19 protein-coding genes and 2 pseudogenes are annotated in these 19,033 nt (G+C 59.1%); 13 read left to right on the top strand and 8 right to left on the bottom strand.

Annotated features, from left to right (window positions below; genetic code table 11):
- The first annotated feature begins 74 nt into the window (after positions 1 to 74).
- The 7 genes from ACVWZJ_RS03985 to ACVWZJ_RS03955 are packed head-to-tail and all read left to right on the top strand — an operon-like array spanning position 75 to position 4,047.
- The gene (locus ACVWZJ_RS03985; RefSeq protein ID WP_457394871.1) at positions 75 to 437 is read left to right on the top strand and encodes a cation:proton antiporter subunit C; all 363 of its coding nucleotides are present in this window, start codon (positions 75 to 77) and stop codon (positions 435 to 437) included.
- On the top strand, positions 430 to 1,902 hold the full coding sequence (locus ACVWZJ_RS03980; RefSeq protein ID WP_457394767.1) for a cation:proton antiporter: 1,473 nt from the start codon (positions 430 to 432) through the stop codon (positions 1,900 to 1,902). The genes ACVWZJ_RS03985 and ACVWZJ_RS03980 overlap by 8 nt, the downstream gene beginning before the upstream one ends.
- A complete protein-coding gene (locus ACVWZJ_RS03975) occupies positions 1,886 to 2,290 on the top strand; it encodes a Na+/H+ antiporter subunit E (protein WP_041436089.1) in 405 nt (134 codons plus the stop codon). Before ACVWZJ_RS03980 ends, ACVWZJ_RS03975 begins: the two co-directional genes overlap by 17 nt.
- Positions 2,287 to 2,538, top strand: coding sequence for a hypothetical protein (locus ACVWZJ_RS03970; protein ID WP_011431878.1), 252 nt, complete (start codon positions 2,287 to 2,289; stop codon positions 2,536 to 2,538). The genes ACVWZJ_RS03975 and ACVWZJ_RS03970 overlap by 4 nt, the downstream gene beginning before the upstream one ends.
- Before the next feature lie 19 nt (positions 2,539 to 2,557).
- Positions 2,558 to 2,839 (top strand): monovalent cation/H(+) antiporter subunit G, encoded by a 282-nt coding sequence (locus ACVWZJ_RS03965; RefSeq protein ID WP_011431879.1) that lies wholly within the window; start codon positions 2,558 to 2,560, stop codon positions 2,837 to 2,839.
- Positions 2,840 to 2,848: 9 nt separating this feature from the next.
- The gene (locus ACVWZJ_RS03960) at positions 2,849 to 3,370 is read left to right on the top strand and encodes a DUF4040 domain-containing protein (RefSeq protein ID WP_414357736.1); all 522 of its coding nucleotides are present in this window, start codon (positions 2,849 to 2,851) and stop codon (positions 3,368 to 3,370) included.
- Entirely contained in the window at positions 3,367 to 4,047 is a 681-nt protein-coding gene (locus ACVWZJ_RS03955) for a Na(+)/H(+) antiporter subunit B (protein WP_457394764.1), read from the top strand. The genes ACVWZJ_RS03960 and ACVWZJ_RS03955 overlap by 4 nt, the downstream gene beginning before the upstream one ends.
- On the opposite strand, the pseudogene ACVWZJ_RS03950 reads toward ACVWZJ_RS03955, so the two are convergent.
- From ACVWZJ_RS03950 to ACVWZJ_RS03935, 4 genes and pseudogenes are all read right to left on the bottom strand, one after another.
- A pseudogene (locus ACVWZJ_RS03950) lies at positions 4,042 to 4,164 on the bottom strand (VapC toxin family PIN domain ribonuclease); the annotation flags it as partial. The gene ACVWZJ_RS03955 and the pseudogene ACVWZJ_RS03950 overlap by 6 nt on opposite strands.
- Before the next feature lie 27 nt (positions 4,165 to 4,191).
- Positions 4,192 to 5,346: an RNA-guided endonuclease InsQ/TnpB family protein gene (locus ACVWZJ_RS03945; protein ID WP_457394761.1), complete on the bottom strand. Its 1,155-nt coding sequence runs from the start codon at positions 5,344 to 5,346 to the stop codon at positions 4,192 to 4,194.
- Positions 5,347 to 5,384: 38 nt separating this feature from the next.
- Complete coding sequence (locus ACVWZJ_RS03940; RefSeq protein WP_457394758.1) at positions 5,385 to 5,696, bottom strand: PIN domain-containing protein; 312 nt, start codon at positions 5,694 to 5,696, stop codon at positions 5,385 to 5,387.
- Positions 5,680 to 5,913 (bottom strand): FitA-like ribbon-helix-helix domain-containing protein, encoded by a 234-nt coding sequence (locus ACVWZJ_RS03935; RefSeq protein ID WP_071818136.1) that lies wholly within the window; start codon positions 5,911 to 5,913, stop codon positions 5,680 to 5,682. The genes ACVWZJ_RS03940 and ACVWZJ_RS03935 overlap by 17 nt, the downstream gene beginning before the upstream one ends.
- A gap of 279 nt (positions 5,914 to 6,192) precedes the next feature.
- Here ACVWZJ_RS03935 and carB point away from each other — a divergent pair, with 279 nt between their 5' ends.
- The gene (carB, locus tag ACVWZJ_RS03930) at positions 6,193 to 9,441 is read left to right on the top strand and encodes a carbamoyl-phosphate synthase large subunit (RefSeq protein WP_457394755.1); all 3,249 of its coding nucleotides are present in this window, start codon (positions 6,193 to 6,195) and stop codon (positions 9,439 to 9,441) included.
- Positions 9,442 to 9,793: 352 nt separating this feature from the next.
- On the top strand, positions 9,794 to 10,849 hold the full coding sequence (gene psbA / locus ACVWZJ_RS03925; RefSeq protein WP_457394752.1) for a photosystem II q(b) protein: 1,056 nt from the start codon (positions 9,794 to 9,796) through the stop codon (positions 10,847 to 10,849).
- 6 nt (positions 10,850 to 10,855) lie between these two features.
- Here psbA and ACVWZJ_RS03920 read toward each other — a convergent pair whose 3' ends face one another.
- The 3 genes from ACVWZJ_RS03920 to ACVWZJ_RS03910 form a co-directional block, all read right to left on the bottom strand.
- Positions 10,856 to 12,706, bottom strand: coding sequence for an aspartate kinase (locus tag ACVWZJ_RS03920; protein ID WP_011431884.1), 1,851 nt, complete (start codon positions 12,704 to 12,706; stop codon positions 10,856 to 10,858).
- A gap of 44 nt (positions 12,707 to 12,750) precedes the next feature.
- A complete protein-coding gene (locus ACVWZJ_RS03915; protein ID WP_414522441.1) occupies positions 12,751 to 14,286 on the bottom strand; it encodes a site-2 protease family protein in 1,536 nt (511 codons plus the stop codon).
- Positions 14,287 to 14,564: 278 nt separating this feature from the next.
- Positions 14,565 to 14,807, bottom strand: coding sequence for a DUF751 family protein (locus tag ACVWZJ_RS03910; RefSeq protein ID WP_041436092.1), 243 nt, complete (start codon positions 14,805 to 14,807; stop codon positions 14,565 to 14,567).
- Positions 14,808 to 15,331: 524 nt separating this feature from the next.
- On the opposite strand from ACVWZJ_RS03910, the gene ACVWZJ_RS03905 reads away from it, so the two are divergent.
- Positions 15,332 to 15,871: an ATP synthase subunit B family protein gene (locus tag ACVWZJ_RS03905; RefSeq protein WP_414380997.1), complete on the top strand. Its 540-nt coding sequence runs from the start codon at positions 15,332 to 15,334 to the stop codon at positions 15,869 to 15,871.
- Positions 15,872 to 16,037: 166 nt separating this feature from the next.
- On the top strand, positions 16,038 to 16,685 hold the full coding sequence (locus ACVWZJ_RS03900; protein WP_011431889.1) for a flavin prenyltransferase UbiX: 648 nt from the start codon (positions 16,038 to 16,040) through the stop codon (positions 16,683 to 16,685).
- A gap of 126 nt (positions 16,686 to 16,811) precedes the next feature.
- Here the strand turns inward: ACVWZJ_RS03900 and ACVWZJ_RS03895 are convergent, their stop codons facing one another.
- The gene (locus tag ACVWZJ_RS03895) at positions 16,812 to 17,930 is read right to left on the bottom strand and encodes an alpha/beta fold hydrolase (protein WP_011431891.1); all 1,119 of its coding nucleotides are present in this window, start codon (positions 17,928 to 17,930) and stop codon (positions 16,812 to 16,814) included.
- Positions 17,931 to 18,017: 87 nt separating this feature from the next.
- Here ACVWZJ_RS03895 and ACVWZJ_RS03890 point away from each other — a divergent pair, with 87 nt between their 5' ends.
- Positions 18,018 to 18,671 (top strand): cobalt-precorrin-8X methylmutase, encoded by a 654-nt coding sequence (locus ACVWZJ_RS03890; RefSeq protein ID WP_369791760.1) that lies wholly within the window; start codon positions 18,018 to 18,020, stop codon positions 18,669 to 18,671.
- A gap of 33 nt (positions 18,672 to 18,704) precedes the next feature.
- Positions 18,705 to 19,033 (top strand): annotated as a pseudogene (locus tag ACVWZJ_RS03885) (hypothetical protein); the annotation flags it as partial.

Below are 19,033 nucleotides of genomic sequence, written 5' to 3'. Positions count from 1 at the left end.
ACTGGTCACGTAGCGGGCGTAGCCTTAGAACGACTGAGCCACCAGATAGCTCGAGCGCAGCAAGCGAGGTGTCCATGTTAAGTGCCGCCGTCATCCTCACGATCTTCCTTGGCTTCTGGGGAGTCGTGGTCAAGCGCAACCTATTATTGAAGATCCTATCTATGGATGTTATGAGCACCGGGGTCATCGCCTTCCTCGTGATCTGGGCAGCCCGGAGCGGTGTGTTCACCCCCATCTACAAACCCTGGCGCGAGCTGGACTATGCCGACCCGGTGCCTCAGGGGATCATCCTCACGGCTATCGTCATTGGCCTATCGGTACAAGCCTTGATGTTGGTGGGGGTGATGAAGCTCTCCCGCAATCATCCCACCCTCGAAGTCGAGAGCATCGAACAGGCACTCGCGTCAGGGGCGCGGAGCACTTTTACCGATGACTGAGCTGACGCTGGTGTGGGTGGCATTGCCCTTTCTGCTGGCCTTCACAACCTACTTGATGCCAGCCCTAACCCGTCCCAGCCTGGTGGGGATGGCCGCGCTGACGGTGGTCTATGCGGTGCAGCAGGGGGGCTTGCCCGGCACAACCGCCACACCCCTGGAGCTACAGCTTTTGGATCACTTCGGGGTGACGCTGCGGATCGATGCCAATGGAGCAGCGATGCTCTTGGCTCACGGCCTGGTCACGCTGGGGGTGGCGCTGTATTTGGATAGACGCTTTGCGGGCAGCCGCTTTCTGGCCATGCAGCTACTGATCGTGCACGGTAGCGCCAACGCCGTCATCATCAGTGCTGACCTGATCAGCGTCTACGTTTCCCTGGAGGTGCTCAGCATCGGCGTGTTTTTGCTGCTGACCTATGGGCGGCGGGCTGAGGGCCAACCCACAGTGGAAGAAAATGCTCCGCACCGCGATCGCCAGCTCTGGGTGGGGCTGCGCTACCTTTTCATGAGCAATGTGGCCATGCTCTTCTACCTGATGGGCGCAATCCTGGTCTATGTGCGCACGGGATCCCTGGCGATGAGCAGTTTGGTTATGGCCGACCCCACGGCCTTGGCGCTGATTGCTGTGGGTCTTTTGGCCAAGGGGGCGATCTTCGTTGCCGGCCTGTGGCTGCCCCTCACCTACGTTACCGCGGATCCCGTTGTTGCGGCGGTGCTCAGCGGTTTTACGACCAAAGCAGGAGCCATGGCTTTGGTGCGCTGCAGCGAGGCTTCGCCGGTCTTGGCCCAGGGGTTGCCCTACTTGAGCGCCGGTTCAGCCGTTTTCGGGATCCTACTGGCCCTGATGGCGAGCACGCCCCAGCACCTTCTCGCCTGGAGCTCGGTATCGCAGATGGGATTTGTGATTGCTGCCCCTCAATGGGCAGGTTTGTACGGTCTTGCCCATGGGTTGGCAAAGCCCTTGCTGTTTGTTGGAACAAGCGTGACCCATCCCTGGCGTTGGCCGATGCTGCTCTTGGGGACGGCTTCCCTGGCAGGGGTACCCGGCAGTTTGGGGTATGCGGCCAAGGCCCTCAGCTTGTCTGCTCTGGATCCCTGGCACGAGTGGCTGCTGGTGGGGGTTACCGTCGGCACCACTTGTTTAGGCGTGCGAGTGCTGCGGGCACCTGTTTCTCCAATGAAGGGGGCAACCACCTCTGCAACTCCTTGGCAAGATAAAGTGGCACTGGTGCTTTGGGGTGGGGGCTTGCTCTGGGGCTGGCTACCGGCGGCCTATGGCGCTGACAATCTTCTCAAAGCCCTGCTGAGCCTAGGCGTTGGGATCCCCCTAGGCTGGTTTTGGGAGCGGATCCCTTTGAAGGGAGGGTCGGTGAACGAAGGGCTGGAAGCAGTGGTGGGCGGCTTGAGCATAGTGTTGGTGCTGGTTTGGGCTCTGTTAGCTGTGGGGAACTATGGGACGCTACCCTGAGTTGGGTCTATTGGAGATCGGCCTGCGCCTCTTGATTTGGTTTCTGCTGACGGGCAATCTGAGCTGGGACAATGTGGCCATCGGGGTGGCGGCAACGTTGCTGCTGCCGCGCCAGGCTTCCGCACCGGTGCAATGGCGGGATTGGGGGCGAGTGCTCCAGGAAATTCTTCTCGCCATCCCAAGAGCCTACTGGGAAGCCTTCGAGATGATCCTCAAGCCCCACACTGTTGAGGAAGTTGTATACAAACAAACCCTGCCCAACCGTTCAGCAGGGCTGGTGTTTCTGGATATTTTTTTAATTACCTTCACGCCCAAAACCATCGTGCTCAATTGCAATGCCCAAGGCACTTATGAAGTCCATGTGCTCAAGCCGCGGGAGGACGTGTGAACCTACTGCTGTTTCTCCTGACCCTAACGCTGTGCTTGCCCCTGTACGCCGCTTGGCTGAAGGAAGATATTTGGCAGACGATGCTCGCCTTTGCCAGCTTGGCCACAAAGACGGCCATCCTGATTTTGGTGGTGTCGGTGGTGCGGGATGATTGGATGATCGGGATTGTGGGGGTTTTGATTTTGTCGGTGGGCAATGCGGCCTTAATGCTCTTAGCTCATGTACTGAAACGGCTGGAAATGCTTTAGAAAGGCCCTGGGGGTAGGTATGGAAGTCTGGGTGGAAGGTCTGAGCTATCTGTTGTTTGGGATTGGTGTGCTGTTTTGGTTGTGGGGAACGGCGCCGCTCCTTGGGGATCGCTCGATTTTATTTAAGCTGCACGGCCTTTCGGTGTCGGACACCCTGGGCTCTATGAGCATCATGCTGGGGCTGCTGTTGCGGATCCCACGGGAATGGCCCCTGTTGGTGTTGGCACTGATCTCCCTGGCTATTTGGAATACCATTCTGGGCTATGTGCTGGCGTTTTGCTCGCAGCGCAAGTCCCTATAGGAGGGCAGGATGGAAGAGACCCTGTTGCTGGTGATGGCGTTACTCCTGCCCCTGACGGCAAGCTTGGTGGTGACCCAGACCAATCCCTATCACGCCCTGGTGATGCGAGGGATCCTGGGGACAATTGCCGCCTTGATCTACGCGCTGTTTGGGGCGGCGGATGTGGCTCTGACCGAGGCGCTGGTGGGCACTATGCTTTCCATTACCCTCTACGCCATTGCGGTGCGCTCTTCGCTGAGTATGCGCCTGGGCGTTCTTGAAGGCAGCCCTGTGCTGGAGGCCAGTACCTCAGCAGCACGGCAGTTGTTACAGCAGATGCGCCAAGGGCTACAGCGGTACCACATGCGCTTGGAGTTGGCCGCCTATGGGAGTTCGGAGGCGTTGGTGGCTGCTCTTCGCAGCCGAGAGGTACACACCATTGCCCTTGAGCCCGGTGGAGAAGCAGCAGAGTATCGCCTGGTTACACGCGTACCCCGCCTGCAGGCCATTTTGGCGCAGCAAGCTCTGGCCGCTGAGGTGATGGCGACATGAAGTGGGTGTACGGGATAGCGGTGCTGCTGGCAGCCCTACAGCTCATCGTGGGCGAGGTGGGATCCGTGTCCCCCAATCCCACAGCGGGCGTGGCCTTAGTCGAGGCGGTGGAGATTCTGGCCACCGAAAGCGGTGTGCCCAACGCGGTGACGGGTCTCATTCTGCGCAACCGCCTCTACGATACGGTCTTTGAAGTGGTGGTGTTTTCCACGGCTATTTTGGGCGCCCAATATCTGCTGGCGGATGAGCAGCCGACAGCCAATGTAGCTCAATTTACCGATATTCCCTCGATTGTGTTGGCGCGAGTGGGAGCCACCATTTCGGCTTTGATTGCGGTGGAGCTGGCCATTCGAGGGCACCTGACGCCGGGCGGGGGCTTTGCTGCCGGGGTGGCAGGAGGGACAGCCATTGGCTTGGTGGCGATCACCGCCTCTTCCGCCTGGATGGAGGCCATCTACAAACGGTGGCGGGCTGCGATGTGGGAGAAGCTGTCGGTGGTGACGTTTATCGGGGTGGCCGTGGTGGCTCTGGCCGGCTGGGAATTGCCCAGAGGGGAGTTGGGGGATCTGTTTAGCGGCGGTTGGATCCCGATTCTCAATATTCTGGTGGCGATCAAAGTGGCGCTGGGATCCTGGGCGGCAGTTTTGATCTTTATTCGCTACCGCGGCTTGTTATGAGGGTCTAAATGGGTTAATGAGAGGTACCCCTGTCCCGGCAAAATCACGGACATTGCGAGTAACCAGGGTAAGTCCGTAAACCAAGGCTGTAGCAGCCAGTTGTTTGTCAATCGCATTTTGAGAGTAAACTACCCGACACCCGCGCTACGCGCAGGGTGCGGGCTTTATCCCAATCCCTAGCGGCCCCAGAGGACAGCTAAGTTTCGGAATTTCAGGCGAGTTTACAGTCGCCCCAAGGAGAGAGATTACTTGAGCAGCGTTATGGTCAGCATCCCCTTCCCACCCACAATGTCCACACTTGAACGACTTGCCATTGCGGTAGGATTTACCCCGCTCAGGGTGGATGTGCAGGCATTTATGGCAGGTCTGACTGGTGTAGGCAGGCGGCACCAGCACCACAGGCACTCCAGCAATGGCAGCCTTGTAGGCTACAAACATCCTGAGCTGGCAGAACGCCCAGTTGTTAATCCTGCGCCGCTCAGCCTTACTCCGAATCTTCTGATTCAGGCAATCTCTGATGCCTGTCAAGTCTTCAAAAGCCAGTGCCGCACCAATAGCCTGGGCATCCCTGACCAAGGTTTTGCTGATGTTATGGTTCAGCCATGTCTGGTAGCGCCGTTCTCTCCCAGAGAGCCTTCTCAGCAGCCTCCTAGAGCTGCGAGTGCGTTTGGATTGAACCTTGGCGCGTACACGGCTGAACCGGTCACGGACGGCCTGGATGTGTTCTCCACTCCAAGAGCGTCCGTTGCTAGCGGTGGCGATATCCCGCCTGCCCAAGTCAACTCCGATTACCTTTGGAGTTTTGCCGGTTGGGGGAGTGTCCAGCTCAACAGCGATGTTGATGTAGTAGTCCCCTTGCTTGGTTTTGGACAGGGTTGCACTTGTTGGCTCCTGGCCTCGCAGAAGCGCTATCTGGTAACCACCGATCTTGAGCTTGAGCCAAACCCGTCCGCTCATCAGGGTCACGCCCACGGCCTGGTCGGACTCTCGGTACTTAAAAGTACGCGCGTCCAAAGTCAGACTGGTGGGGCGGAACTTGTGGACTTGCTTCACCGCCTTGGCATTGCTAATCACCCGACGGAGCGCCTGACAGACGTGGTTGGCTTTCAGCCCCGTTGCTGCCCTTACCGGCCGATAGACCAAGTGGTGCAGCTTGGCGGTGTTCCAGCAGTTCTTTTGTTTGGCGGTGTCGAGAATCTGGTTGCAAGCGTTTGCAAAGCCCTGCAAAGTGCGGTCAATTTCTTGACGCAACTCTTGTGGGACTATCAGCTTGCAACGTACAGAGATAGTCTGGCTCATGGGCTTATTGTAGTTCATCCAGACTTTGGCCGGCAAACCTATATAGAGGAGGGCTTTCCTCCCGACACCAAGCCTGCGGCTATGGTGCGGGCCTCCAGCCCGAAAATTTGGTGATCGGCATAGTCATCGACAACCGTTTGCAGCCACCTCTCCAGAAGGTTGGCTTGCAGATGATCGCCGCGATGGCGCATGAGTTCAACGCCTCGGCGGAGTTCGCCCAGCGTGATCACGCTGATGTAGATGCGGGCCTCTTGCTCAATGGCAGTTTGAAGAAATTCTTGAACCCCGGAGTTGGCTTGACTGTGTTTGCGCAGCTCACTGATGACGTTAGTGTCAAGCAAATACGTCATGGGCAGTGTTATCTTGCACCCGCTCAAAGTCTGAATCGTTGCCAACGTTAGGTATCGATCTGAGCACTTCGGCAAAGGACTGTTTCGCAGGCTGGAGTAAGACTTGCTCTAGGATTTTGCGGTGTTCGGCCTCTGCACTAACGCCGTGACGACTAGCCCTTTGTTTGAGAGCTTTGACAATGGCTTCGTCAACATTGCGAACAATTAACGTGGCCATAGAGCGTTTCCTCGATCGGCAGATCCCTGGGCGGCTTTGCTGCGACGATAGCATTGATATCATCTAAAGTTCAAGTTTTCCCGTCTATTGATACTGATGAAGAAGCTGCCCTTTTGCGGGTTGCCCCAGAGAACTCCTGCCTGCCAGGGATCCAAGCTCTGCCTGCTGTGCATAGCCTTTGAAAGCGCAACACTCAAAAAAGAGGGATCCCGATGAGCAACTTGACCTGCAGGTGACCTCTACAATAGAAGGCTGACTCTGCCACCTGGTGGGATCCCTATGCCGCGCCGCACCGATATCCACAAAATCTTGCTCATTGGAGCGGGGCCGATCGTCATTGGCCAAGCCTGCGAATTCGACTACTCGGGCACCCAAGCCTGCAAAGCCCTGCGGGAAGAGGGCTATGAGGTCGTTTTGGTCAACTCTAACCCCGCCACCATCATGACGGATCCCAGTATGGCGGAGCGCACCTACATCGAGCCGGTGACGGTGGACTTTGTGGCCAAAATTATCGAGCGGGAGCGCCCTGATGCTTTGCTGCCCACCATGGGCGGCCAGACGGCCCTCAACGTGGCGGTGCAACTGGCCCAGCAAGGGATCCTGGAGCAGTACGGGGTGGAGTTGATTGGGGCCAAGCGGGAGGCCATTGAAAAAGCCGAAGACCGGGATCTCTTCAAGCAAGCCATGCAGCGGATTGGCTTGGCCGTGCCCCGCTCTGGCCTGGCCCACACCCTGGAAGAAGCCAAGCAGATTGCCCAGGAGATCGGCTATCCCCTCATCATCCGCCCGGCCTACACGCTGGGGGGCACCGGTGGTGGGGTGGCCTACAACCAGGAGGAGTTTGAAGAGATCTGCGCTGCCGGCTTGGAGGCCAGCCCCGTTTCCCAAATCTTGGTGGAGGAATCGGTCATCGGCTGGAAGGAGTTTGAGCTGGAGGTGATGCGGGATCTGGCGGATAACGTGGTGATCATCTGCTCCATAGAAAACATCGACCCGATGGGGGTGCACACTGGCGACTCCATCACCGTGGCCCCGGCCCAAACCCTCACCGACAAGGAATACCAGCGGCTGCGGGACTATGCCATCGCCATCATGCGGGAAATTGGCGTAGAGACCGGGGGATCCAACGTGCAATTTGCCGTCAACCCTGCCAACGGTGAGGTGCGGGTGATCGAGATGAACCCGCGGGTCTCCCGCTCTTCTGCTTTGGCCAGCAAGGCCACCGGCTTTCCCATCGCCAAAATTGCCGCCAAATTGGCAGTGGGCTACACGCTGCCGGAGATCCCCAACGACATCACCCGCAAAACTCCGGCCAGCTTCGAGCCCACCATCGACTATGTGGTCACCAAGATCCCTCGCTTTGCTTTTGAAAAATTCCCCGGCGCAGAGCCGGTTCTCACCACCCAGATGAAATCGGTGGGGGAGGCGATGGCCATTGGCCGCACTTTTCAAGAATCCATCCAGAAGGCCCTGCGTTCTTTGGAAATCGACCGTCCCGGTTTTGGCAGCGATAGGCCGGAGGTTTTCCCCAAGCCGGAGGAAGTGCGGGCCAAGCTGCGCACCCCCAACCCCTTCCGCCTGCTCACCATCCGCACCGCTCTGCTCATGGGCTTTTCTGCCCAGGAGATTGCCCAGCTCACCCACATCGATCCCTGGTTTATCGACAAGCTACAGGAGTTGGTGGAGGTGGAGCAAGCCCTCAAGGGGCGGGAGCTGGGATCCCTGAGCGCTGACGACTTGAGACACCTCAAGCAAATGGGCTTCAGCGACCGACAAATTGCCCACCTCACTGGATCCACGGAACATCAGGTGCGGGCCTGCCGCAAAAGCCTGGGGGTGATCCCCACCTACAAAACTGTAGATACCTGCGCCGCCGAATTTGAGGCTGCTACCCCCTACCAGTACTCTACCTACGAGAGCGAGTCGGAGATTTTCCCGGCCCGCAAAGAGAAGGTGATGATCTTGGGAGGTGGCCCCAACCGCATCGGCCAGGGGATCGAATTCGACTACTGCTGTTGTCATGCTGCCTTTGCCCTCAGCCGCCTGGGTTACGAAGCGATCATGGTCAACTCCAACCCGGAAACCGTTTCCACCGACTACGACACCGCTGATCGCCTCTATTTTGAGCCGCTCACCCATGAAGAGGTGATGAACTTGGTGGATGCTGAGCGGCCGGTCGGCCTGATCGTGCAATTTGGCGGTCAAACCCCGCTCAAGCTGGCGCAGGGGCTGGCGGCAGCCCAGGCTCCCATCTGGGGAACTTCCCCCGATTCCATCGACATTGCTGAGGATCGGGGGCGCTTCGAGCGCATCTTGCGGGAGTTGGATATTCGCCAACCGGCCAACGGCATTGCCCGCAGCGTGGAAGAAAGCTTGGAAATTGCCCGCCGCATCGGCTATCCGGTGGTGGTGCGGCCCAGCTACGTCTTGGGGGGACGAGCCATGGAGATCGTCTATTCCGACCAAGACCTGCAGCGCTACATGCAACTGGCGGTGGCGGTGGATCCGGATCGTCCGGTGCTGGTGGATCAGTTCCTGGAAGAGGCGGTGGAGGTGGATGTGGATGCCATTGCCGACCGCACCGGCGCTGTTACCATCGGCGGCATTCTGGAGCACATCGAGCAGGCCGGGATCCACTCGGGCGATTCGGCCTGTGTATTGCCCAGCCGCACCCTCAGCCCCGAGGTGCTGCGGGTGATCCGCGAGTGGACGGTGAAGTTGGCCCAAGCTCTGAAGGTGGTGGGCCTGATCAACGTGCAATACGCCGTCCAAAAAGGTCAAGTCTATATCCTGGAGGCCAACCCGCGCGCCTCCCGCACCGTCCCCTTTGTCAGCAAGGCCATCGGCCATCCGCTGGCAGACTACGCCGCTCAAGTGATGAGCGGCAAAACTCTGGAAGAGCTGGGCTTTACCCAGGAGGTGATCCCCTCTCACATTGCCGTCAAGGAAGCGGTTTTGCCCTTCCACAAGTTTCCCGGCACCGACACGCTGCTGGGGCCAGAGATGCGCTCCACTGGCGAGGTGATGGGCATTGACACGGACTTTGGCCGCGCTTACGCCAAAGCCCAACTGGCGGCGGGGCAGAATCTGCCTCTCCAGGGGACGGTGTTCATCAGCGTCAGCGACCGGGATAAACAGGCGATCATCCCGGTAGCCCGCGAGTTTGTGGGGCTGGGCTTTCGCCTGTTGGCCACCGAAGGCACCCAAAAAGTTTTAGCCGAGCACGGGATCCCGGTGGATAAAGTCCTCAAGCTGCACGAGGGGCGGCCCCACGTCATCGACGCCATCAAAAACCATCAGATTCAGCTCATTATCAACACTCCTTCCGGTGTCGAGGCGCAGCAAGATGGCCAAAAGATCCGCCGCACTGCCCTGGCTTACAAGATCCCTCTGGTGACCACCTTGGCAGGGGCCAAAGCCACCGCGGCTGCCATCCGTGCTTTGCAGTCGGGATCCCTGCAGGTGAAGTGCTTGCAGGATTTTTTTCCACCCAGGAATGCCCCAAGCAAACTTCTGGAAGCCCCATGAAGAGCCCATAGGGTCTTGCCGGCAGGAGAAAAAGCGGATCCTGAACGACTTCTCTTTCTTGAACCCATTCTTGAGAAACATCTGCTCAAGCTTGGCTGCCATCAACTGCCAGTGACCGACCTTCGCCGGGAAGCTCTCAAAGACCTCCAAATTGCAACATATCGGTGCTGATTTGTATCGACAAATCCATTTTTTTCACATTCCCGTTGCGGAAGTTAGGGATCCCTGTCGGCATCCCTAAAACTGTCTAGCCTGAAAGGAGAGGATGCTTTTAGCGGTCGGCGCAAGAAGACTTTTACCCCGTTCCCGGAAGCCGACGAAGAATGCTCTTGTCTTTACCAGGAGTTGGCCTATGAGTACTGTAGTTCGCCGCTCCTTGGCTGCGCGGCAGCTCTGGAGTTGGAATGGCTTTTGCCAATGGATAACCAGCACCGAAAACCGGCTTTACATCGGCTGGTTTGGCGTATTGATGATCCCGACCTTGTTGGCAGCAGCCTTTTGTTTTGTAATCGCTTTTATTGCTGCTCCGCCGGTGGATGTGGATGGGATCCGCGAGCCGGTGATCGGCTCTTTGATAGGGGGGAACAATCTCATCTCGGCGGCGGTGGTGCCCACGTCGGCGGCCATCGGCTTGCACTTTTATCCCATTTGGGAAGCCGCCTCTTTGGATGAATGGCTCTACAACGGCGGCCCCTACCAACTGATCGTGCTCCATTTCCTGATCGGGGTGTGGTGCTACCTGGGCCGGCAGTGGGAGCTGAGCTATCGCTTGGGCATGCGTCCCTGGATTGCGGTGGCGTTTTCCGCTCCGGCGGCGGCGGCTACGGCAGTGCTCTTGGTCTACCCCATCGGCCAGGGCAGTTTCTCGGAAGGCTTGCCCCTGGGGATCGCCGGCACCTTCTACTTCATGCTGGCTTTCCAGGCGGAGCACAATATCCTCATGCACCCTGCTAGCTGGCTGGGGGTGGCCGGCGTCTTTGGCGGCGCTCTGCTGGCCTCCCTGCACGGCTCCCTGGTGATCTCCAGCCTAATCCGCGAGACCTCGGAAGAAGAGTCACAAAATGCCGGCTACCGCTTCGGGCAGGAGGAAGTCACCTACAACTTCCTGGCCGGGCACTACGCGTTCTTGGGGCGGCTGGGGTTCCCCGGCCTGGGCCTGAGAAACAGCCGTTCCGTCCACTTCTGGATGGCGGCCCTGCCCACGGTGGGGATCTGGGCGGCGGCGATAGGTATCGGCCTGATGGCCTTTAACTTGAACGGCTTTAACTTCAACCAGTCCATCCTGGACAGCCAGGGCCGCTTCATCCCCACCTACGCCGATCTCCTCAACCGCGCCAATCTGGGGATCCAGGTGATGCACGCCCCCAACGCCCATCATTTTCCCTTGCTGCTGGCGGCTCAACCCTAAGGCAGGCTAGGGGCAGTCCAGCCGGAAAGCGCGGTGAATAGCTTGCAAGGCCGGGATCCCTCGATCCCGGCGCACTACACAGCTCACCTTGATCTCCGAGGTGGCGATCATCTCGATGTTGATTCCGGCTTCGGCTAGGGCTGCAAACAGGCGAGCAGCCACGCCAGGGTAGGTTTCCATCTCGGCGCCGACAATGCTGACCTTGGCAATGTCGTGATCTGCGTCAACGCCTGCCGCCTGGAGCTCTTCGGCCACCTGCCGACAGACTGCCTCAGCAGCCATCGCTTGATCCTGAGGCACGGTAAAGGCAATGTCGGTACTGGGGATCCCGTTGTGGTAGCCCCGCTGGCTTTGGATGATGGTGTCCACGATGATCCCGGCAGCCGCCAAGCGCCCAAACAAATGGGCGGCAGTTCCCGGACGATCCGGCACTTTGCGAAGGCCCAGCCGCGATTGCTTCAAATCCAAGGCAACACCGCGTACCGGGTGGCTGTCTTGAGGAGCAGCCGGCATCTTTGCCCGATGCAAGTGGGGGATCACCTGGAACGACTCTCCCAGAGCCAAGGCGGCATCCCCGGCCCGCTCCGCAGCCACCACACAGCTCACCTTGATCTCTGACATGGAGATCATCTGCAAATTGATCCCGGCCTCGGCCAGCACCTGGAACATTTGCGCCGCAATTCCGGGTCGGCCCATCATCCCCACCCCGGCAATGCTGACTTTGGCCACCGCCTCATCCACAATCACCGCTGCACACTGCAGCTCTTGGCCAATCTGCCGGGCAACGGCTGCAGCCTCGGCCACCTGCGACCGACTGACCGTAAAGGCAATGTCATTGGTGGGCTGGGGCACGGATCCCTGCGGCAAGGAGTCCGTCCCGCTGGCGCAAGAGGCTGTGAACTGGAGGGACTGCAAAATCAAATCCACATTCACCCCTGCTGCCGCGATCCCCTGAAAGAGTTGGGCGGCAATGCCAGGGCGATCCGGCACCCCCACCAACACCAACTTGGCCTGATCCCGATCCAGCTCCACCGTATCCACCGCCAGGCCCAGCTCGATACTGCTGTCGGCAGCACGAGGACGGGGGGGAGGAGAAAGAATGAGAGTGCCCTCGCATCCCGCCTGCAATGGCTCCAAGCTGGAGCGCACCCGCAGCTTCACACCGTAGTTGCGGGCAATTTCCACCGAGCGGGGATGCAGCACCTGGGCCCCCAAGCTGGCCAGCTCCAACATTTCATCACTGGTGATCTCCGGCAACAGCCTGGCCTCAGGCACCTTACGCGGATCCGTGGTGAAGATCCCCGGCACATCGGTGTAGATCTCACACAGCTCTGCTCCCAAAGCCACTGCCAAGGCCACCGCCGTGGTGTCGGATCCCCCCCGACCTAGGGTGGTGATCTCCAGCTCCGCCAGGCTGGTGATGCCCTGAAACCCGGCCACCACCACCACCTCTTCCCGCTCCAGGTGCTGCCACAGGCGGTCGGTGTGGATGTGCAAAATGCGGGCCCGGCTGTGATCCCGAGTGGTGACAATGCCCACCTGGGCTGCCGTCAGGGAAAGGGCAGGACACCCCAAGCGTTGCAGCGCCAAGGCCACCAGGGCAATGCTCACCTGCTCACCGGTGGAAAGGAGCATATCCCATTCCCGCAACTGGGCCGGCGTGGTCGGGGATCCCTGCAAGATCTGCTCCCCCAAGCCCACAAGGCGATCGGTTTCATCCCCCATCGCCGAGACCACCACCACCACCCGATGCCCTGCCTTCACCGTGTGGGCCACCCGTTGGGCCACGGCTTGGATACGCTCGACAGAGCCGACAGAGGTACCGCCGTACTTTTGAACGATTAAGCTGCGTTCCATGAGAGAAGAACGAGGTCAGGGGCGGTTTGGATCCTACCCCGGATCTAGGCCAAGCCCAGCCCATTTTGCAAAAACGGCGGCACCGGCAGCAGGATCAGCACCAGCAGCGTGAGCATCCCCAGCCCCAGCAGATCTCGGGCCTCGTCCAGTTCCGTCACATCGTTGAGGGCCGGCTCGTCGGCACTGGAAATCACAAACAGCAGCAGCGCCCAGAGCAACAGCCAAGGCTGCACCGTCAAGGCCAGCAGCAGCACCAACCAGCGGGCTACCCGGCCTACATTCGCTCCCATCTGCTGTCCATACACTGCGTGGACAATGTGCCCTCCATCCAGTTGGCCCACCGGCATGAGGTTAAAGGCAATCACCACCAAGCCCAGCCAGCCGGCAAAGGCCAGCGGGTGCAGCTCGATCACCTGCCCCGGCTGCAACTGATCCCCCAGCACCATGCGGGCCAGAATTGCCAGCAGCACCGATAGGCGCGGGTCAATGCGATGAAAACTAATCGGGGTCGGCTGCCCCTCCGGCACCGCGGGAGGATCTGCAGGCGCTGAAAACAACAGCCCCAGCAACAGCATGCCCAAAGCAACAAGACTCCCTGCCAGCGGCCCAGCGGCGGCGATATCAAACAACACCTTGCGGTTGGGCACCGGCTCTTTCAACTGGATAAACGCCCCAAAAGTCCCTAGGACAAAAGGCACCGGGATGAAATAGGGCAGCGAGGTTTTGATGTGGTGGCGGCGGGCCACCCAGTAACGAGTCCACTCATGGGATCCCAAAATGGCAAGGATCCCGACCGCATAGGGCAATCCTTTCATCAGAGAGGGCAAATGCAGCAGCCGGTCAGGGCTAACCCCAGCCGCGTGGGCCCCAGCACTGAGGGTCGTCCAGAAGGTGAATAGCAACAGCCCCAAAGCCAGCAGCGGCAACTCTCGACTGTCCGCCAGGGAGCGCCGCGCCGCCGGGTTGGGCACCAAGGCAAAAAAGGGCTTACCGGCAAACCCCTCCTGCAGCACCACCAAAAAGCGTTTGCCGAAAGTGGTTTCCACGTTTTGCTGCACCCGCTCATAGGCTTCACTGGGATCCGCCCGCAAGTTGCCCCGGCAGATGATCGCCTGGGGGCGGTACTCCACATTTTGCAAATAAAAGACGTTCCAGGGGAAGCAATGGCTCAGCTTCTCCCGCGGCACTTCGGAGATGGGGGTGTGGGCAAGAGCCAGCGAGACCGGATCTGCGGCGCCGTCTTCCTCCTCTTCCTCTGGCTCAGGTTCCCCAGCCGGCGAGGGATCCGCTTCTGGAGAGGAGTTTTCCACCTCTGGCCGAGGGCCTCCGGTTGAGGGTCGAATACCCCCTCGTCTCACCAAGGTCATGCTGGTAAAGTAGGAGGTGAGAAACAGCAGCAACATCAGCAAGGGAGGCAATTCGTACTGAAACACCTGACGCCCCAGCACCCAAACCAAAGGGGGCAGCATCATCACCAGCCACAGGATCCGCCACGGCACCTTCGAAAGGCGGGCCACACTTTTTTGCAGCAGCAGGTAGGTTGCAGAACCCACCAGCGCCAACAGGATCCAATCTGCCATGAGTTCAAAAAACGGAGGAGAACACCTCTACCAAGCTAGCGGCAAATCCAATCCCCTCGCTACAGCTTGCAGCCGGGATCCCTGAAGAGCCAGTTGAGGCTTGGCCTGCCCATAGACCGCCACCATTCCGGGGCAAACTTTTCATTCGCGCGAGCGGTGCGGAGCACTTTACTTCTTGTCAGCAGTGGGGCGAAAAAGAGGGATCCCCTTGAGGCGTGCTTATGCTGCCGGCGTCCACTGCACAGCTTCGCCCATGGGCCCCAACCTCAACCCAGTATCTATTCTGGCCAAAAGGTATTCCCTGTCATGCCTCGCAGGGTGAAATAAACAAATAGAAGCAACAAAAGGGATCCCAGCGTAACCATAGCCGCCGCTGTTGGACTTTTGCGATACAGGCCGACAAAAGGCTGGAGGCCGGCCCAGATCCCCCCCAGCAAAACGGTAATAAAGTAAGTGGGATAACGGGAGACATTCTCCACAAACTGGTCTTCCAGTCTTCTGGGGGGCTGCGGTTGTGGCATAAGAGGCTGGGGCTCCAACTCCTTTTTTCTCAGTGTGCCATAGGTAGCTGTCAACCATCTGGAGGCTGGCCATCTTCAGGGAACTGGCGGCAACTCAAAAAGTGTAGTCATCTCAAACTAGATTGAGACACTCCCCAAACGCTCCGCGCCGCTGCCGCGACCCCCCAGCTCATCTCTCTGGGAGAGGGGGGTTGGAGAGCAAGGCAACGGAAATGTTTTATTCCTATTCAAAATGACTATAAATCTCCTCCATTGGCGCTCTTTTGGCAGCCGAGCAACCTCGGCTCCCCAGCCGCTGTGGCACCAACCGACCGGTAAGCAGCCTCTCTGCTGCTTGGCTCACAGCCTCCGCGAGGGAGAAAGTCCATCGTCCCCTCATATCAAAAAGAACATCTACTTCACGAAGAGTGGTTGGAGCGAAGGGGAGACTGCGCAGATTCAGGAAACCGAGAACCTGATATGGTAGGCGTTATCCTGCCTGATCTGCTCTTTTGCTCAGTGCAGCCTCCCCTCTTCATAGACTGATGCGAGAATTGCCCTCTGATCCTTCCAATCGTGCCGGCGTACCCTTTGGGGATCAGACCCTGGCTCTGATGCGCGTCCAGGAGGCCCTGGATCAATTGGAGGCAGCCATTCTCAGTAGCCCTCGCCTGTTTTGGTCTCGCACCCTTATTGAAGAGGAAAAGATTCTGGAGCAGTTAGACTTTATCCGCCTGAACCTGCCGACAGCCCTGGAGGAAGCGGAGGAACTGCTGCGCCAGCGGGATCGGATCTTGGCAGAGGCCAATCGCTACGCCCAAGAAATTGTGGCCGCGGCCCAACGTAGGGCTGAGCAGCTCCTCAACGAATCGGCGATTCTGCGACAGGCCCAAGCTCAGGCGGAGCAGTTATTGCAACAAGCCTATCAACATAGTGAGGAGGTGCGGCGACAGACACTGCAGGAATCGGAGCGCCTGCAGCGGGAGGCCCACCGTTACGTGGATCAGGTGTTGCAAGACTTGGAGTTGCGGTTGGTGGAGTCCTTACGGGTGATCCGCAACGGGCGGCAAAATCTGCAGACCTAACAGAGAAGAGTCAGACTGGGGCTTGAGCGCTGCCTTCAACCTGTGCCAGGAGCATTTTTATCCCGCGTTGTGCAAGTCTTTTGGAGCGGTGGGTTAGGGATCTCCTGAGCAGGCGAGGGACGGCTCCCCTCGCTAGACTTGAGCAGAAGACGTTCCCCAGCGGCCCTTGACATCCTCTCTGCCCATCATCCTTGGCGTATCAGGCGCTTCAGGGATGCTCTATGCTGTGCGCGCTCTGCATGTTCTGCTCAGCCTGGACTACCGCGTCGAAGTGGTGGCCTCCAAAGCGGCCTATCAGGTGTGGCAGGGAGAACAAGGGGTGCTGCTGCCGACAGACCCCCGCAAGCAGGCCCACTTTTGGCGACAGCAAGCCGAGAGCAGCGGTGGATCCCTAGTTTGTCATCGCTGGCAGGATGTGGGGGCAACCATTGCCAGTGGCTCCTATCGCACGCAGGGGATGTTGGTGATCCCGTGCAGCATGGGTACAGTTGCCAAGTTGGCTGCCGGCTTGAGCTCGGATCTGCTGGAGCGGGCTGCTGATGTGCAGCTCAAGGAGGGACGACGCTTGGTGGTGGTGCCGCGGGAAACCCCCTTTAGCCTGATCCACCTGCGCAACTTGACCACTCTGGCAGAAGCGGGGGCGCGCATTGTTCCGGCCATTCCAGCTTGGTACCACCAGCCGCGTACCATCCTAGATTTGGTGGATTTTGTGGTGGTGAAGGCGTTGGATCAGTTCGGTATTGATGGCGATCTCATTCGCCGCTGGCAGGGGATGCGCCAGCATCAGATCCTCAAGCTGCCCCCTGATCTCTGAGCGGGATCCCTTTTCCCGGCGGCAGGCTGGGATTTGGCTTGGGGGTGTTCCAAGCTGGGGGGGGCCCTGTGCCGATAGCCCTCACTTGTGGCACCTTGCCGGGAATAGCTCAGATCACTTGCTGAGCTAGCCGACTCGGGGATCCCGCTGAAGGGGGGTGGGCAAGTCAGGGCAGGTCTCCAGACTGGCCGCCCATTCCCCGATGAGGGTGTTGACCCAGTGAGGCAGCTCGTCGTGGGCGCAGTGGCCTACTCCCGGCAGCTTCACCAAGGTGAGGGCAGGTTGCCAGCGCTTAAATTGGTCTGCCAAAAAACTGGGCACTGCCGGATCTTCTCGGCCCCAAAGTAGCAAGATAGGCATTTTTAGGGTGGGCAGCAGGCGTTTGGGGCTGTCGAAGCGGCGGCAGAGAATGGCCCTCAGACCGTCCAAAAACACGTGGGCTGCCCCCGGCTCAAAGGCCGGTCTCTGGAAGATCTGCACCAGCTCGTCATCCACCTGCTCATCCCGCTTGTAGACATTCTTGATCCAAGCTCGTAGCACCTCGGTTTGTCGCAGCCAGTTGAAGAGGTGGGGATAAGTGAGGGGGCACCCCAGCAACGACAGAATCCCTTCGCAGAGGGCTCGCACCAGAGCATCCCAGGGAGGGGGTAATTCTTCGGGGTGAGGCCCATCGGCACAACTGATCAAGCACAAGCCTTTCACCATTTGGGGATAGCGGGCGGCGGCAATGACTCCCACCAAGCCCCCGATGGAATGGCCCACCAGGATGCTGGGCTGCTGAATGTGAGTTTGCCAAAACTCGTGTACCTGCTCCACCCACAGATCAACGCTGTAGGCAATCTCCGGCTTGGCACTCTTGCCAAATCCCAGCAGGTCGAGGGCATAGACGGAGCGCTGGGATCCCAGAGGGAGAATGTTGTGGCGCCAATGACCCACTGACGCTCCAAATCCATGGATTAAAAGGGCCGGAGCTGCCGTCAAGTTGACGACACCGGCAGGGGTTTGGGCACGACTGGGGGTGTAGGTGAAATGGATGGGCCAGCCCCGCCAATGCCAGGTTTGGGAGTAGCCGTAGCGAGGCAAAGCCGACAAGGGATCCCTGTCGCTACCCGTTGGGGAAGAGGAGGGCGCATCAACAGAGGAGAAACCGGGATTGCCGACGGAATTGGCGCTGACCCGAGCAGAAGGGGAAGGATGGGAGTTGAGTCTGTGCAAGGGAGGAGTGGGTGACAACAATAGGCTCATCTCCAATTTAGGCTAGACCAATCTTAGTGGTTTTCTCGGCTCGCCCAAAGCTACTTTGCTACCGGTTCTTCTTTAGGACATGCCAGCATGACTGTGCCCCTGACTCCAGACCCAATGAATGAAGCCTTCCAGGTAGACCCAATCACTGCTGCCAGCTTCCGCCAGATCGATCAAGAGATTGGCCCCCACCCCTGGCAAGGGATCCCTTATGAGGTGGTGCGCCGCGCCATTCATGCCACTGCCGACTTTGAGCTACGGGATCGCTTTTTCTTCGGCCCCAACGCCGTCGAACAAGCCCTGGCAGCCCTGCGGCAAAAGCGGCCTGTCGTTGTCGATGTCAGGATGGTGGCAGCTGGGATCCAGTCAGGTCTGAAAGCCCAAGGGATCCCCCTCTACTGTGCTTTGGACTGGGTGGAGGAGCCCCGTTGGCCCGGTCAAACCCGCGCCGCCAATGGGATGGTGAACTTGGCACGCCGCTATCCAGAAGCCCTGTTTGTCGTTGGCAATGCCCCCACCGCGTTGCTGGCTTTGGTGGAGGAGATTCGGGCACAGCGGGTCAAGCCGGCTTTGGTGATCGGAGTGCCGGTGGGATTTGTGGCGGTGGAAGAGGCCAAGCAGGCGTTGGCGCAAACGGATGTTCCCCAGATTCGGGTGGAGGGCCGCAAAGGCGGATCCCCAGTTGCTGCTGCCATTGTCAATGCCCTTCTCTTGGCAGCTCAACGGGATCCCATCCCCAACTGACTAGAATTGAAGGGATATCTTCAGACCTTTCCCATGACCCCAGAACAAGAGGAGTGGCTGATTCGCAACCTTCAGCAACAACAAGAACAAATCCAAGAAATGCGGGCCGAGCAGCAGCGGTCGGCTGAGCGCTTTGAGGCTCAGATGGTTGAGATGCGGCAGGGCTTTGCAGCCCAAATCTCCGAGATCCGGGCTGAGCAGCAGCGGTCTGCCGAGCGCTTTGAGGCCCAGATGGCCGAAATGCGAGCCGAGCAGCAGCGGTCGGCTGAGCGCTTTGAGGCTCAGATGGTTGAGATGCGGCAGGCCTTTGCAGCCCAAATCTCCGAGATCCGGGCTGAACAGCAACGATCTGCCGAGCGCTT

The sequence above is a fragment of the Thermostichus sp. OS-CIW-29 genome (assembly GCF_054058195.1).
Note: the sequence above shows the minus strand (reverse complement) of the source record. Positions and strands in the feature narration are given on the sequence as shown.